Source organism: Bradyrhizobium sp. Kon58 (genome assembly GCF_055807455.1).
In genome coordinates this window covers 47,005-62,352 of the sequence record NZ_JBVVOT010000018.1, presented here as the reverse complement: position 1 = coordinate 62,352, position 15,348 = coordinate 47,005, and the positions used below count along the sequence as shown (strand labels likewise).

The following is a 15,348-nucleotide window of genomic DNA, read 5'->3' as shown; positions in this document are numbered from 1 at the left end:
ATCGTAATCGCGGAATGATGGTGGGCACGGCGCGATGCGCCTTTGCCCACCCTACGAGACCGATGACGGCTCCTACGCCGCCTTCTTCTTCGCGCTGATCAGCTTGCGGTTGATCAGCACTTCCGCGATCTGGATCGCGTTGAGCGCGGCGCCCTTGCGTAGATTGTCGGACACGCACCACAGCACGAGACCGTTCTCTACCGTCGCGTCCTCGCGGATGCGGCTGATATAGGTGGCGTCCTCGCCGGCGGCTTCATACGGCGTGGCGTAGCCGCCGGGTTCATGCTTGTCGATGACGAGACAACCCGGCGCCTTGCGCAGGATGTCGCGCGCTTCGTCCGCGCTGATCGGGTTCTCGAACTCGATGTTGACGGCCTCGGAATGGCCGACGAAAACGGGCACGCGCACGCAGGTCGCGGAGAGCTTGATCTTGGGATCAAGAATCTTCTTGGTCTCCGCCATCATCTTCCACTCTTCCTTGGTGTAGCCGTCCTCCATGAAGACGTCGATCTGGGGGATGACGTTGAAGGCGATGCGCGCGGGAAACTTGTTATTGACCAGCTCCTGGTTGGTGTAGACGGCCTTGGTCTGCGAGAACAATTCGTCCATCGCGTCCTTGCCGGCGCCCGACACCGATTGATAGGTCGAGACCACGACGCGCTTGATCGTCGCCTTGTCGTGCAGTGGCTTGAGCGCGACCACGAGCTGCGCGGTCGAGCAGTTCGGGTTGGCGATGATGTTCTTCTTCTTGAAGCCGGCGGTCGCGTCCGCATTCACTTCCGGCACGATCAACGGCACGTCCGGGTCCATGCGCCAGGCCGAGGAATTGTCGATCACGACCGTGCCGGCGGCGCCGATCTTCGGCGACCATTCCTTCGACACCTCGCCGCCGGCCGACATCAGGCAGATGTCGACGTCGGAGAAGTCGTAATGCTCGAGCGCTTTGACCTTCAGCGTGCGGTCGCCGTAGGAGACCTCGACGCCCATGCTGCGGCGTGAGGCCAGGGCCACCACCTCGTCCGCGGGGAATTTGCGCTCATCCAGAATGTTGAGCATTTCCCGTCCGACATTGCCGGTCGCGCCGACGACTGCGACTTTGTAACCCATCGTTCACTCTCCGACGAAAAAGCTCGTTCCTGAAGCTGAGGCTTAAACAGGAAGAGCAGCGCTTCTATGCGAGAACCGGCCTCAAGACAACGTTGGACCATGCCTTAGGGACGTGGATGCAGTCGCCCGAGGCCAGCACGGCCGCAAACCCCACCCAGATCCATCTTGCGCTCGCAGCCTTCGCCGACGAGGTCGTCGGCACGCTGGCGCGCCTGTTCGCCTATGTGGGGGCTTTGGTGCTGTTTGCCATCCTCGGCCTTGCGGCACTCGGCCAGCTGCCAACCTTGCGCGACGACGATCCGGCGCTGAAGCCGGGTTGGGCCGTGGCCGACCGCTCGCCTCCAGGCTTCGCCCTCAGCCGGCTCGATTCGTCAGAAAAAACAGCCTCTTACACCATCTTGAGACACCCCGAAGGCGGCCGCAGGGACGTGATGCGCTGGGCGGGCGAGGCGGACACGGCCATGGCCGAGTTCGAGATTTACCGGGAAGGCGGCGAATTCGACGTGGCGCGGCCGGCAACTCTGGACCTGGCCGCCCGGATGGGACTGGGCACCGCAACCCCGCTGGAGCAAGCCGGCCTGATCGACACGAAATTCGGCCCCGTCGCCCTATTCCAGCCGACCGGCACGGCGGAGGGCGCGCGGGCCTGCCTCGGCTACCTCAAGCGCAGCGAGGAGCCGGCGCTCCAGATCTCCGGATTTTCCTGCCAGGGCGACAGCCTGCCCGCCCGGCGCGCCGCGATCGCCTGCACGCTGAACCGGCTGACGCTGCTGACCTCGGGCAACGAGCCGAAGCTGGCCGAATTGTTCGCCCATGCGGAGCTGAAGCGCCGCCCCTGCGCGCCCCCGGGTTCGTCGGACTGGCTGCTCGGCGCCGCCAATGCGCAATTGCGCGGCGCGCTCTGACCGGCATCAAGCTCAAGTGGCTGTATCCATGCAACTTTTGCCGGCGCGCACGATTATTCAGCGCTGGTGTGACCCAATAGACCTAGTTGCAGCCGCCCCGGCCGGGTTAGTATGAGCGTGAAATTGATTGGCGGCTTGCCGCCTGAAGGGGACGTGATGAGCTCGAATTTCTCTGCCGCGAACAAACTGGCGATGTGGCTTGCGGCCGGCGCCGTGATTGCCATGTCCTCAGCCTTCGCGACACCCGCCTCGGCCGACACCAAGAAGCAGCGCTATGACAGCGGCCGTCACTATTACGGCCCGAGCGGCCCCAATGCGAGCTATCAGCAGGGTCGCACCCGCATCTATGTGAGCAAGCGCTCCTGGCTCGACGGCGGCACCGAGGTCAATCCGGGCGACCGCAAGTTCTCCGACTACGCCTTCCCGCCGGCGGTGGGCTATCCGACCTTCGCCCGCGAAAATCTCAACCGCCCGATCGATCGCCAGCCGCTGAGCACGCCGCAGGATGTTGGCGGCTATCCGCAGAATTACCCGCTGTACTGAGGCGGGATTATCGACCGAATCAAAATGGCCGGGCTCGCGCCCGGCCATTTTTGTTTTGATGGGACCTTGTAGGGTGGGCAAAGGCGCGAAGCGCCGTGCCCACCCTCTCTCGGCAATGGCGATCAGAATGGTGGGCACGCTTCGCTTTGCCCACCCTACAAACACTGCGCTCGCCGTCAGGCGTGCAGCTTCTGCAATTCCTTCAGGATCGCTTCGCCCATCTGCGTGGTCGAGGCGGACGTGGTGCCTTCCGACTTGATGTCCGCGGTGCGCAGGCCGCTGGCCAGCACCGCGGCGATCGCGGCGTCGACCTTGTCGGCGAGATCGCCCACGTCGAAGGAATAACGCAGCGCCATGCCGAACGACGAGATCATCGCGATCGGATTGGCGAGGCCCTGGCCGGCGATATCAGGCGCCGAGCCGTGCACGGGCTCGTACAGCGCCTTGCGCTTCTTGCTCTTGACGTCGACCTCGCCGAGCGAGGCCGAGGGCAGCATGCCGAGCGATCCCGTCAGCATCGCAGCAATGTCGGACAGCATGTCGCCGAACAGATTGTCGGTGACGATGACGTCGAACTGCTTCGGCCATTTCACCAGCATCATGCCGCCGGAATCGGCCAGCTGATGCTCGAGCGTGACGTCGGGATATTCGCGCTTGTGGACCTGGGTCATGACCTCGTTCCAGAGCACGCCCGACTTCATGACGTTTCGCTTCTCCATCGACGTCACCTTGTTCTTGCGCTTCTTCGCAAGCTCGAAGGCGACGCGGCCGATGCGCTCGATTTCATAGGTGTCGTAGACCTGGGTATCGATGGCGCGCTTCTGGCCGTTGCCGAGGTCGGTGATGGTCTTGGGCTCGCCGAAATAGACGCCGCCGGTGAGCTCGCGCACGATCATGATGTCGAGGCCCTCGACCGCCTCGCGCTTGAGGCTGGAGGCCTCCGCCAGCGCCGGGTAGCACACGGCGGGACGCAGGTTGGCAAACAGACCGAGATCCTTGCGCAGGCGCAGCAGGCCGGCTTCCGGACGCACCTCGTAGGGCACCGCGTCCCACTTGGGACCGCCGACCGCGCCGAAGATGATCGCGTCGGCATCCTTGGCCTTGGCCATGTCGCCTTCCGAGATCGACACCTTGTGCGCGTCATAGGCCGAACCGCCGACGAGGCCGGTGTCGGTCTCGAACTTGGCGATGCCCGCCGAATTGAGCCAGTCGATCAGCCGCTTCACCTCGCCCATCACCTCGGGGCCGATACCGTCGCCGGGAAGCAGCAGCAGTTTGTGGGTCGCCATGGTCGTTCTTCCTCCGTTTCGTCATAGCCGGGCTTGACCCGGCCATCCACGTCTTGCCTCGGGTGCAGAAGAACGTGGATGCCCGGCACAAGGCCGGGCATGACGGCATCTCGTGAATTTCGGCCGGAGTGCTAGAGCGGCGATGCGTGCTTGGCAAGACACCATTGCCGCTTCGGTTCTGTGCAAGGCGGGCAGGGCCTGCCACACTGCGCATGCCGGAGTACCCCTTGCACGCACCTGACCGCCCTCCACCCGATGCCCACCCCGCACGGTTGATCCTGACCCTGTCGCTGGCCGCGACAGTTGGGCTGGGTATCGGCCGCTTCGCCTATTCACTGGTGCTGCCCGACATGCGGGAGGACCTCGGCTGGTCCTACTCGGCGGCCGGTTTCATGAACACCATCAACGCCGTCGGCTACCTCGTCGGCGCCCTGGTGGCATCCCGGTTGATCGAACGGGTCGGCTGGTCGGCCGCGATCCGCGGCGGAACCCTGGCCTGCGTCGCCGCGCTCGCGACTTGCGCGCTGACCGGGAATTTCGTCGCGCTGAGCCTGGCGCGTCTCGTGCTGGGCGTTGGCGCCGCGGCCGGCTTCGTCGCCGGCGGCGCGCTGGCCGCATCCATCGCGCAGTCGCGCCCGGAGCGGGCCAATTTCCTGCTCAGCCTGTTCTATGCCGGGCCCGGCATCGGCATTCTCTCCTCCGGACTGATCGCCCCGTTCACGCTGCAATATTTCGGGCCGGGCTCGTGGTGGATCGTGTGGTGGGCGATGACCCTGCTGTCCGTCGTCATGACCGTGCCGCTGTTCCTGGTCCGCATCGAGAGCGGCGTGCGTTTCTCGCAAGGCAGCCACGGCGCCTTCGCGATTTTTCCGGTGCTGATCTATCTCGCAGGCTACTTCCTGTTCGGCGCCGGCTACATCGCCTACATGACGTTCATGATCGCCTATGTGCGCGACGGCGGCGGCGGGGCCGCGGCGCAGGCCGGGTTCTGGAGCCTGATCGGCTTGAGCGCCTTCGTCACGCCGTGGGCCTGGCGCGGCGTGCTCGCGCTCGATCGCGGCGGGCTGGCCACCGCGATCATTCTCGGCACCAACGCGCTCGGCGCCGCCCTGCCGATGCTCGGGCATTCGCCGGCATGGCTCGCGGTCTCCGCGATCGTGTTCGGCGTCGCCTTCTTCGCTGTGGTCGGTTCGACCACCGCTTTCGTACGCTTCAACTATCCGCCTGAGGTGTGGCCGACCGCGATCGCGGCGATGACGATCTCGTTCGGCGTCGGCCAGACGCTCGGCCCGATCGTGGTCGGCGCGATCACGGACGCACTGGGGAGCTTGAGTTACGCGCTGAATGTGTCTGCAGCGCTGCTGGCGCTGGGCGCGGTTGCGGCGCTGTGCCAGCGGAAGGTGGGGCCGGCCTCATAACAAGTGTCGTCCCGGCGAAGGCCGGGACCCATACCGCGTGATCTATCGACGGATGCAGGCGAGCGTACGGTGGGAGGACGCTTCACTACGAATCCTCGCCAAACGTCTCCCTGTAGTTATGGGTCCCGGCCTCGCCGGGACGACGATCAGGTTAACTCCGCGGAGCTAGCTCCCACTAAACGAATTGTACCCCTGGTCTTCCCAATAGCCGCCCTTGTAGTCGTTGGTGACTTCCATCGACACCACGTATTTCGGATTCTTGAAGCCGAGCTTGGTCGGCACGCGGATCTTCATTGGAAACCCATACGCGCGCGGCAGGATTTCGCCGGCGTATTTGAACGTCATCTGGGTCTGCGGATGCAGCGCGGTGCGCATGTCGAGCGGAGAATTGTAGCCGTCCTTGTCGGCGCACTGGAACCAGACATACTTTGCACGGGTGTCGGCGCCGATCAGCTTGAGGAAGTCGCGCATCGGCGTGCCGGTCCAGCTGCCGATCGCGCTCCAGCCCTCGACGCAGATGTGACGGGTGATCTGCGTGACCTGCGGCAGCTTGTACAATTCCGGAAGCGTCCACGGCTTCTTGTTGTCGACGAGACCGCGGACTTCGAGCTTCCAGTCGGCGCCGTCGACATCGGGTGCGTCGTCGAGATCGTAATAGGCGTTGAACGGAAACGGTTTTGTGATCGCGCTCTCGGGAAACGTCGGCGCCAGTGCGTCGGGATTGAAGATGAAATCCTGCACGGCATCGTTGAATTTCGAAACCGACTTCAGCATCTCCTCGGCGGAGGACGAGTCGATCACGTCGCAGCCGGTGAGCAGCGTCAGCGCCCCTAAGCTGGCGCCGCCCGCGATGAAGCGGCGGCGGCTGACCTCTGGCATCGTCTTGATGGAGTCCTTGATCAGCAGCCGCTTGTCGACGCCGGGGATCAGAAATGAGCGCTTGGCCATGGTTCTCTCTCCGCTCTAACGGCCGATGATCATCGCGCGCAGGCTCTTCGGCACCAGCAGCGCGAGTAAAACGTGAATGACGAGGAACGCGCAGATCGCGGCCATGCAGAAGAAATGGATGTAGCGCGCGGTCGGATAGTCGCCGAACAGGCTCACGAGCCAGTGCAATTGCACCGGCTTCCACATTCCCAGCCCCGACAGCACGATGATCACGCCGACCAGGATGATGCCGGCATACAGCACGCGCTGGACGTAATTGTAGACGGTGAGATCGGCATGGCCGAGCTTGAAGGTCAGCGCAGCCCTGACATCGTGGAGCACGCCGGACGGGGTGATCGGCAGCAGTTTTTTCCGGAAGCGCCCCGTGGCAAAACCGGTGACGAGATAGGCAAGGCCGTTGATCATCAGCAGCCACATCGCCGCAAAGTGCCAGAGCAGGCCGCCACCGAGCCAGCCGCCGAGCGTGTAGTCGCGCGGAAAGCTGAAACCGAACAGCGGCGAGGCGTTGTAGATCTGCCAGCCCGACAGGATCATCAGGATCATGGCAAGGGCGTTGATCCAGTGCATGACCCGGACCCAGGCCGGCTGGATCACTTTGGCCGGGGTGGCGCTGACCTGCTCGTCGGTGACTGTGAGGCTCGACATGGCGGTTCCGTCCTGAACATCGTCTGACAGCAATTATACGCCGATGCTTCCGCTTTCGTTACGCCCTGCCCGGCATCGAATCGATACCGGCGGGCTATCATGGTCACAATAAAGCGAGCCGGGTACCCCCGGCTCGCCATTTCGTCGCATCCGGTTCGGGGGATGAAGCCGGATAGTGCAGTATTTACGTCGCCGGCATCAGCACGGTATCGACCACATGGATCACACCGTTCGACTGGTTGACGTTGGAGATCGTCACCATCGAGGTGCCGCCCTTGGCATCGACGATCCAGACCTTGCCGTCCATCTTCTTCACCGTCAGCTCCTCGCCTTCGGCGGTCTTCATCTTCTTGCCGTCGGTGAGGTCGGACGCCTCGAGCTTGCCGGGCACCACATGATAGGTGAGGATCTTCGTCAGCGTCGCCTTGTTCTCGGGCTTGACCAGGGTGTCGACGGTGCCGGCCGGCAGCTTGCCGAAGGCGGCATTGGTCGGCGCGAACACCGTGAACGGGCCCTTGCCTTCCAGCGTCGGCACCAGGCCGGCCGCCTTCACCGCCGCCACCAGCGTGGTGTGGTCCTTCGAGTTGACGGCGTTCTGGACGATGTTCTTGGACGGGAACATCGCGGCGCCGCCGACCATAACGGTCTTTTCCTCGGCGCGGGCGGGCGCGACGACGGTCGCGGTGATGGCCAGCGCGCTGAAAGCTGCAGCGGTAAGGTAGGCAATGCGCTTCGACATGGAGAGTCTCCCGATTGGATGATGACCGGCGATTGCCGGCGTTCGAGTTGGGCAACAACGGTGGCTGCGACCTGTGAGCGTGAAGCAGCAGCGACGTCGTTGGCTCGAATTACGGGAGGGTTTGCGAAGCGGTTTCGAACAAAACTTCTTTGTGATGCGTGAAACTAAATGCGTGGTGCTCCGTGGGGTGCGTCATTGCGAGGAGCGAAGCGACGAAGCAATCCAGGCTGCCACCACGGATGCACCGCTGGATTGCTTCGCTTCGCTCGCAATGACGAGCCTCGACGATCTACCTGCCGCTCAATCCCTGTTGTGCGGCGTCTGAATGAACCCGCGATTATGCGTCGGGCTGATCAGCAGTTCGTTGATGCACACCCGCGCCGGCATGCTCGCGATGAACGCGATGGTGCGGCCGAGATCTTCGGATTGCAGCATCCTGGCCTGCTCCTCTTCGCTGGGCACCACCGGGCGCAGCTTCAGGATCGGGGTCGCGACCTCGCCCGGCATCAGGCAGCAGGCGCGCAGGCCGTTGACGCATTCGTCCATGTTGAAGGAATGGGTCAGCGCCAGCACCGCATGCTTGGTCGTGGTGTAGGCCGGGCCCGGCATTTTCGAGACGTGGCGGCCGGCCCAGGACGAGACGTTGATGATGGAGCCGTCCTGCTGCTTGCGCATCGTCGGCAGCACCGCGTGCATGCAATAGAGCACGCCGTTGAGGTTGACCTGGACCAGCTTGTCCCAGCCCTCCAGTTCCATGTCCTTCCAGCTCCGCTTGGGGACATTGATGCCGGCATTGTTCACCAGCAGGTCGATCCGGCCGTGCTTCGCGACGATTTGATCGGCCGCCTTCTGGGCCGCGGCGGCGACCGACACGTCCAGCGCGATGGCTTCAGCGGCTCCGCCCGCCCCAGTGATTTTCGCGACCACGGTATCGAGGGCGTCCTTGCGCCGGCCCGAGACCACCACCGTCCAGCCGTCGGCCGCCAGCGCCTCGGCGCCGGCCTCCCCGATCCCGCTGCCCCCGCCTGTCACCCAGGCCACGCGTTTCCCGTTTTTGGTCATGCAAACTGTCTCCGTTGCTTCATCGGGGCGGTTTTTGCTAATCCAGCCCTCGGTTTTGACCGGCCTTGTCTGACGAGCCTTGTGGTCAAGCCTTGTGGTCAAGCCTTGCAGTCAAGCCTTGCGGTCGAGGAAATCTTGCATGAACCAAGCTGCCAACGCCAATCTGTTTTCCCGCCTGTTCGACGGCCTCGACGATCCGAAGCGCCTCGCGATCGAGACGCAAGACGGAGGGCGCATCAGCTATGGCGACCTGATCGCCCGTGCCGGACAGATGGCCAATGTGCTGGTCGCGCGCGGCGTGAAGCCCGGCGACCGGGTTGCGGTTCAGGTCGAGAAATCCGTGGCCAACATCGTGCTGTATCTGGCCACGGTGCGGGCCGGCGCGGTCTACCTGCCGCTCAACACCGCCTATACGCTGAACGAGCTCGACTATTTCATGGGCGATGCCGAGCCCTCGCTGGTGGTCTGCGATCCCTCCAAGGCGGAGGGCCTCGCCCCCATCGCCGCCAAGGTGACGGCGAAAATCGAGACGCTCGGGCCTGACGGCAAGGGCTCGCTGACGGACGCCGCGGACAAGGCGAGCAGCGAATTCACCACGGTGCCGCGCGCAAACGACGATCTCGCCGCGATCCTCTACACGTCCGGCACCACCGGGCGCTCCAAGGGCGCGATGCTGACCCACGACAATCTGGCGTCGAACTCGCTCTCGCTCGTCGGCTTTTGGCGCTTCACCGACAAGGACGTGCTGATCCACGCGCTGCCGATCTACCACACCCACGGCTTGTTCGTGGCGACCAACGTGACGCTGTTCGCGCGCGCGTCGATGATCTTCCTGCCGAAGCTCGACCCGGATCTGATCATCAAGCTGATGGCGCGCGCCACGGTGCTGATGGGCGTGCCGACGTTCTACACCCGCCTACTCCAGAACGCCGCGCTGTCGCGCGAAACCACACAACACATGCGGCTGTTCATCTCGGGCTCGGCGCCGCTGCTCGCCGAAACCCATCGCGAATGGTCGGCGCGCACGGGGCATGCCGTGCTCGAGCGCTACGGCATGACCGAGACCAACATGAACACGTCGAATCCCTATGACGGCGAGCGCGTGCCCGGCGCAGTCGGCTTTCCCCTTCCCGGCGTGTCCGTGCGCGTCACCGACCCCGAGACGGCCAAGGAACTGCCGCGTGACGAAATCGGCATGATCGAGGTCAAGGGCCCCAACGTGTTCAAGGGCTATTGGCGCATGCCGGAGAAGACCAAGGCGGAATTCCGCGACGATGGCTTCTTCATCACCGGCGACCTCGGCAAGATCGACGCCAAGGGTTACGTCCACATTCTCGGCCGCGGCAAGGATCTCGTGATCTCCGGCGGCTTCAACGTCTACCCGAAAGAAATCGAGAGCGAGATCGACGCCATGCCCGGCGTGATCGAATCCGCGGTGATCGGCGTGCCCCACGCCGATTTCGGCGAGGGCGTCACGGCTGTGCTGGTCTGCAACAAGGGCGCCGATGTGACCGAGGCCGCGGTGCTGAAGGCGCTCGACGGCCGGCTGGCGAAATTCAAGATGCCCAAGCGCGTCTTCGTCGTCGACGAGCTGCCGCGCAACACCATGGGCAAGGTGCAGAAAAACGTGCTGCGGGATATTTACAAGGATCTTTACGCGAAGAAATAGGGGCTGTTGTTCGCAGAACTCTCGTCGTCATTGCGAGGAGCCTTTGCGACGAAGCAATCCAGACTGCCGCCGCGGAAAGACTCCTGGATTGCTTCGCTACGCTCGCAATGACGGAGTTAACGGCGCCTACAGCCCGCCTAACAAGCTCATCACAAACCGGCCACCGACGATAAACAGATAGCACCCGAACGCGACCTCCAGCGTCCGCTTGGACATCGCATGCGCGGCTCTCACACCGAGCGGCGCTGTGACAAGACTCATCGGCATCACCAGGACCGCGCCGATCAGCGAGACGTAGCCGAGCGCGAACGGGAGTTGCAGGGCTGCAACGCCGGGATAGTGCGCCGCCGCAGGCCAGCCGGCATAGATGTAGCCGAGCGCACCGGGGATCGAGATCAGCACCGCGAGCGCCGACGATGTCGCCACGGCCTGATGGATCGGGCGGCCATAGAACGTCATCAGCAGGTTCGAAAACAATCCACCGCCGATGCCCATCAGCGTCGACAAAATGCCGACGCAGAAGCCGTAGAATCGCATCAGCGGCCCCTTCGGCAGATCATCGCCGAGCTTCCAGCTCTCGCGCGCGAAGATCAGCCGTACCGCGGCCGACCAGGCGACGGCGACGAACACGATCTTGAACAGCCGCTCCGGCGCGTAGCGCGCGACGACGCTGCCGGCGACGACGCCGATCAAGATCGGCAGCCACCAGACCCGAAGGATAGCAAGATCGACGGCGCCGCGCTTGTAATGGGCCTGGAACGAACGGATCGAAGTCGGAATGATGACAGCGAGCGAAGTGCCGATGCACAGCGGCATGCGCACCTCGAGCGGCACACCGGCGATGCGGAAGCACTCGTAGAACACCGGCACCAGAATCGCGCCGCCGCCAATGCCGAACACGCCGGCCAAAAATCCGGAGAGCGCGCCGGTTGCGATCAGCAACAGCGCGAGTTCGACGATCTCCTTGATATCGAGTCCTGCAATCACCCCTGACCTGCCCCGGCGGTGGTCGCAACTTCTCCGATGCATCGCTCGGACAGCTGCCCGCAATGCTCTAGGCGATCTGATTTGTCGGGTCGACCGCCGCATCGGCGCTCTGGGGTGGGATGCAGGCTGCGCATATCCGCCCGTCTCGCGAAAAATCGGTGCGCTTCGCGGAAATTGGAAATTGCTCGCTGATCAGCCCTGCCGGGTCGAACGTCATGGATGACTGGTTCGAACCCTGGTTGGCCTGCGGCGGCTTAGAGCCGTTCCAATAGTAATTTCAATGCGCCGCAGCTCTGCAACAAGTCATGAATTTAGATTCTGTCTTTAGCCGGTGCGCCATGGCCCTGGTATACCAAGCCGCCGATTGGCCTTGTTACATCAAGGGCCTAGAGCTGAACCCAAGTTCGATCTATGGCGATTTGGTGATTGCGCAGGTGAAATCGACTCCGTAAATAGAGCCGACCTTTCGCGATCCCCGCGCGCCCATGCTGGGCCGCAATAAAGCAATCGAAGCCCATGACCGCACGGATCGAACGACCGCTTTCGCCACACATGCAAGTCTACCGCTGGACGTTGACGATGGCGCTCTCCATCGTTCATCGCGCCACCGGGATTGCCCTCTACGCCGGAACGCTGCTGCTGGCCTGGTGGCTGATTGCGGCGGCCTCGGGCCCCGCCGCCTATAGCCACGTCCAGGCCTTCACCGGCAGCATCATCGGCCGGCTGATCGTGTTCGGCTTCACCTGGGCGCTGATGCACCACATGCTCAGCGGCATCCGGCATTTCGTCTGGGACCTCGGCTACGGCTTCAAGGCCAATGAGCGCGAAGCGTTGACCTGGGGCGCGTTGATCGGTGGCATCGTGCTCACGGTCCTCGTCTGGATCATCGCCTACGCGATCGGAGGCGGACGATGAGTTTCGACGAATCCCACGGCTCTCCGAAGGGCTCCTCCATGCGCACCCCGCTCGGCCGCGTGCGCAATCTCGGCGCGGCGCATTCGGGCACGTCCGATTTCTGGCGCCAGCGCATCACCGGCGTCGCCATGACGCTGCTGATGATCCCTGTGATCGTGATCGTGATGATGCTGCTCGGCCGCAACCAGGCCGGTGCCGCGCAGATTCTCGGCTCGCTGCCGGTCGCGGTGATCCTGCTGCTCTTCATCTTCGCGAGCGCCTGGCACATGAAGATCGGCATGCAGGTCGTGATCGAGGACTACATCCATAACGAGAAGCTGAAGCTCATCTCGATCATGCTCAACAACTTCTTCTCGTTCGCCGTGGCGCTCGCCTCGACCTACGCGATCCTGAAACTTTCCTCCGGAGTCTAACCCATGGCCACAGAGACCAATGGCAAGGGCAACGGCGCTCCCGCCACCAACGGCAAAGCCTATCCGATCGAAGACCACACCTATGATGTCGTCGTGGTCGGCGCCGGCGGCGCGGGCTTGCGCGCCGTGGTCGGCTGCAGCGAAGCCGGTCTTCGTACCGCCTGCATCACCAAAGTATTTCCGACGCGCTCGCACACGGTCGCGGCGCAGGGCGGCATCTCGGCGTCGCTCGGCAACATGCACAAGGACGACTGGCGCTGGCACATGTACGACACCGTGAAGGGGTCGGACTGGCTGGGCGACCAGGACGCGATCGAATACATGGTGCGCAACGCGCCCGAGGCGGTCTACGAGCTCGAGCATTGGGGCGTGCCGTTCTCGCGCACCGAAGACGGCAAGATCTACCAGCGTCCGTTCGGCGGCATGACGATGGACTACGGCAAAGGTCAGGCGCAGCGCACCTGCGCCGCCGCCGACCGCACCGGCCACGCCATGCTGCACACGATGTACGGCCAGTCGCTGCGCCACGCGGCCGAGTTCTTCATCGAGTTCTTTGCCATCGATCTGATCATGGATGACCAGGGCACCTGCCGCGGCGTCATCGCGCTCAAGCTCGACGACGGCACGCTGCACCGCTTCCGCGCCCAGTCCGTGATTCTGGCGACCGGCGGCTACGGCCGCGCCTATGCGTCCTGCACCTCGGCGCACACCTGCACCGGCGATGGCGGCGGCATGGTGCTGCGCGCCGGCCTGCCGATGCAGGACATGGAGTTCGTGCAGTTCCACCCGACCGGCATCTACGGCTCGGGCTGTCTCGTCACTGAAGGCGCGCGCGGCGAAGGCGGTTATCTCGTCAACTCCGAGGGCGAGCGCTTCATGGAGCGCTATGCGCCGTCGGCGAAGGATCTGGCCTCGCGTGACGTCGTCTCGCGCGCGATGACCATCGAGATCCGGGAGGGGCGCGGCGTCGGCAAGAAGAAGGACCACATCTTCCTTCATCTCGACCATCTCGATCCCGCGGTGCTGGCCGAACGCCTGCCGGGCATCTCGGAATCCGCAAAGATCTTCGCCAATGTCGACGTGACGCGCGAGCCGATCCCGATCGTGCCGACCGTGCACTACAACATGGGCGGCATCCCGACGAATTATCACGGCGAAGTCCTGACCAAGAAGGACGGCGACGACAACGCCATCATCCCGGGCCTGATGGCGATCGGCGAGGCCGCTTGCGTCTCCGTGCACGGCGCCAACCGCCTCGGCTCGAACTCGCTGATCGATCTCGTCGTGTTCGGCCGCGCCGCTGCGCTGCGCCTCGCCGAGAAGCTCACGCCGAACGCCAGCCAGCCGGAGCTGCCGGCGAACTCGTCCGACCTGGCGCTCGGCCGCCTCGACCACTATCGCTACGCCTCCGGCGGCACCCCGACTGCGAAGCTGCGCGAAGGCATGCAGCACGTGATGCAGAACAATTGCGCGGTGTTCCGCACCGGCGACATCCTGAGCGAAGGCCAGAATTTGATCGAGAAGGTCCATAGCGGCATCACCGACATCGCCGTGTCCGACCGCTCGCTGGTGTGGAATTCCGACCTGATCGAGACGCTCGAATTCGACAATCTGATCGCGCAGGCGGTGGTGACGATGAACTCGGCCGCCAACCGCACCGAGAGCCGCGGCGCGCATGCCCGCGAGGACTTCTCCGAGCGCGACGACAAAAACTGGATGAAGCACACGCTGGCCTGGCTGGAAGATTCCGGCAGGGTCAAGATCGAGTACCGACCGGTCCACGACTACACCATGACCAACGACGTCCAGTACATCCCGCCGAAAGCTCGCGTTTACTAAACGGCGCGCGTGTACTGAGCGAACAGCGAAAGCTTTATCGAAATGGTTGAATTCGCACTTCCGAAGAACTCCAAGATCAGCGGCGGCAAGACCTGGCCGAAGCCCGCGGGCGCGACTGAAACCCGCGAATTCCGCGTCTATCGCTGGAACCCGGACGACGGCAAGAATCCCAGCGTCGACACCTATTACGTCGACACCCATGATTGCGGGCCGATGGTGCTGGACGGCCTGATCTGGATCAAGAACAACATCGATCCGTCGCTGACCTTCCGCCGCTCCTGCCGCGAAGGCGTCTGCGGCTCCTGCGCGATGAACATCGACGGCCAGAATACGCTGGCCTGCACCCGCTCGATGCACGACGTCAAGGACGGCGCGGTGAAGATCAATCCGCTGCCGCACCAGCCTGTGGTGAAGGACCTCATCCCCGACCTCACCAATTTCTATGCGCAGTACGCTTCGGTCGAGCCGTGGCTGAAGACGACCTCGCCGACGCCGCAGAAGGAATGGAAGCAGAGCCACGAGGACCGCGAGAAGCTCGACGGCCTCTACGAGTGCATCCTCTGCGCCTGCTGCTCGACCTCGTGCCCGAGCTATTGGTGGAACAGCGAGCGCTATCTCGGTCCCGCCGCGCTGCTCCAGGCCAACCGCTGGGTGTCGGATTCGCGGGATGAAGCCACCGGCGAGCGGCTCGACAATCTCGAGGATCCGTTCCGCCTCTATCGCTGCCACACCATCATGAACTGCGCCAAGGCCTGCCCGAAGGGCCTCAACCCGGCGGAAGCCATCGCCGAGCTCAAGCTCAAGATGGTCGAGCGCCAGATCTAGGCGTCACTTATGCTGCGATCCCCGGCCGGAATGGCCGGGGCATT

15 protein-coding genes are annotated in these 15,348 nt (G+C 63.8%); 8 read left to right on the top strand and 7 right to left on the bottom strand.

Translation table 11 applies throughout. The features are described 5' to 3' along the window. Positions 1 to 72: 72 nt before the first annotated feature. Positions 73 to 1,107, bottom strand: coding sequence for an aspartate-semialdehyde dehydrogenase (locus AC0L20_RS25885; protein ID WP_007598796.1), 1,035 nt, complete (start codon positions 1,105 to 1,107; stop codon positions 73 to 75). A gap of 116 nt (positions 1,108 to 1,223) precedes the next feature. On the opposite strand from AC0L20_RS25885, the gene AC0L20_RS25880 reads away from it, so the two are divergent. Together AC0L20_RS25880 and AC0L20_RS25875 are read left to right on the top strand one after the other, a co-directional pair. After that, positions 1,224 to 2,012 carry a hypothetical protein gene (locus tag AC0L20_RS25880; RefSeq protein ID WP_473293587.1) on the top strand — a complete coding sequence of 263 codons (789 nt, stop codon included), beginning with the start codon at positions 1,224 to 1,226 and terminating at the stop codon, positions 2,010 to 2,012. Positions 2,013 to 2,168: 156 nt separating this feature from the next. Beyond that, complete coding sequence (locus AC0L20_RS25875; RefSeq protein ID WP_473293586.1) at positions 2,169 to 2,555, top strand: hypothetical protein; 387 nt, start codon at positions 2,169 to 2,171, stop codon at positions 2,553 to 2,555. A 176-nt stretch (positions 2,556 to 2,731) separates the two neighbouring features. Here the strand turns inward: AC0L20_RS25875 and leuB are convergent, their stop codons facing one another. Next, positions 2,732 to 3,844 carry a 3-isopropylmalate dehydrogenase gene (leuB, locus tag AC0L20_RS25870; RefSeq protein ID WP_473293585.1) on the bottom strand — a complete coding sequence of 371 codons (1,113 nt, stop codon included), beginning with the start codon at positions 3,842 to 3,844 and terminating at the stop codon, positions 2,732 to 2,734. A gap of 227 nt (positions 3,845 to 4,071) precedes the next feature. Between leuB and AC0L20_RS25865 the strand changes: the two genes are divergently transcribed. Next, the gene (locus AC0L20_RS25865; protein ID WP_473293584.1) at positions 4,072 to 5,262 is read left to right on the top strand and encodes a YbfB/YjiJ family MFS transporter; all 1,191 of its coding nucleotides are present in this window, start codon (positions 4,072 to 4,074) and stop codon (positions 5,260 to 5,262) included. 165 nt (positions 5,263 to 5,427) lie between these two features. Here the strand turns inward: AC0L20_RS25865 and AC0L20_RS25860 are convergent, their stop codons facing one another. From AC0L20_RS25860 to AC0L20_RS25845, 4 genes are all read right to left on the bottom strand, one after another. Next, complete coding sequence (locus tag AC0L20_RS25860; protein WP_473293583.1) at positions 5,428 to 6,210, bottom strand: molybdopterin-dependent oxidoreductase; 783 nt, start codon at positions 6,208 to 6,210, stop codon at positions 5,428 to 5,430. 15 nt (positions 6,211 to 6,225) lie between these two features. Further along, a complete protein-coding gene (locus AC0L20_RS25855) occupies positions 6,226 to 6,855 on the bottom strand; it encodes a cytochrome b/b6 domain-containing protein (protein WP_456766826.1) in 630 nt (209 codons plus the stop codon). A gap of 184 nt (positions 6,856 to 7,039) precedes the next feature. After that, a complete protein-coding gene (locus AC0L20_RS25850; protein ID WP_354064749.1) occupies positions 7,040 to 7,594 on the bottom strand; it encodes a fasciclin domain-containing protein in 555 nt (184 codons plus the stop codon). 300 nt (positions 7,595 to 7,894) lie between these two features. Continuing rightward, positions 7,895 to 8,656: an SDR family oxidoreductase gene (locus tag AC0L20_RS25845; protein ID WP_473248797.1), complete on the bottom strand. Its 762-nt coding sequence runs from the start codon at positions 8,654 to 8,656 to the stop codon at positions 7,895 to 7,897. 139 nt (positions 8,657 to 8,795) lie between these two features. Here AC0L20_RS25845 and AC0L20_RS25840 point away from each other — a divergent pair, with 139 nt between their 5' ends. Continuing rightward, complete coding sequence (locus AC0L20_RS25840; protein ID WP_473293582.1) at positions 8,796 to 10,325, top strand: malonate--CoA ligase; 1,530 nt, start codon at positions 8,796 to 8,798, stop codon at positions 10,323 to 10,325. A 126-nt stretch (positions 10,326 to 10,451) separates the two neighbouring features. Here the strand turns inward: AC0L20_RS25840 and AC0L20_RS25835 are convergent, their stop codons facing one another. After that, positions 10,452 to 11,312: a sulfite exporter TauE/SafE family protein gene (locus AC0L20_RS25835; RefSeq protein WP_473293581.1), complete on the bottom strand. Its 861-nt coding sequence runs from the start codon at positions 11,310 to 11,312 to the stop codon at positions 10,452 to 10,454. A 516-nt stretch (positions 11,313 to 11,828) separates the two neighbouring features. On the opposite strand from AC0L20_RS25835, the gene sdhC reads away from it, so the two are divergent. From sdhC to AC0L20_RS25815, 4 genes are read left to right on the top strand one after another with little or no spacing between them, the layout of a single operon-like run. Next, positions 11,829 to 12,227, top strand: a complete 399-nt coding sequence (gene sdhC, locus AC0L20_RS25830; protein ID WP_473293580.1) for a succinate dehydrogenase, cytochrome b556 subunit — start codon at positions 11,829 to 11,831, stop codon at positions 12,225 to 12,227. Beyond that, positions 12,224 to 12,640: a succinate dehydrogenase, hydrophobic membrane anchor protein gene (gene sdhD / locus AC0L20_RS25825; RefSeq protein WP_473293579.1), complete on the top strand. Its 417-nt coding sequence runs from the start codon at positions 12,224 to 12,226 to the stop codon at positions 12,638 to 12,640. The genes sdhC and sdhD overlap by 4 nt, the downstream gene beginning before the upstream one ends. 3 nt (positions 12,641 to 12,643) lie before the next feature. Next, the gene (gene sdhA / locus AC0L20_RS25820; protein ID WP_473293578.1) at positions 12,644 to 14,479 is read left to right on the top strand and encodes a succinate dehydrogenase flavoprotein subunit; all 1,836 of its coding nucleotides are present in this window, start codon (positions 12,644 to 12,646) and stop codon (positions 14,477 to 14,479) included. 42 nt (positions 14,480 to 14,521) lie between these two features. Continuing rightward, positions 14,522 to 15,304 (top strand): succinate dehydrogenase iron-sulfur subunit, encoded by a 783-nt coding sequence (locus AC0L20_RS25815; RefSeq protein WP_027566351.1) that lies wholly within the window; start codon positions 14,522 to 14,524, stop codon positions 15,302 to 15,304. Positions 15,305 to 15,348 lie beyond the last annotated feature (44 nt).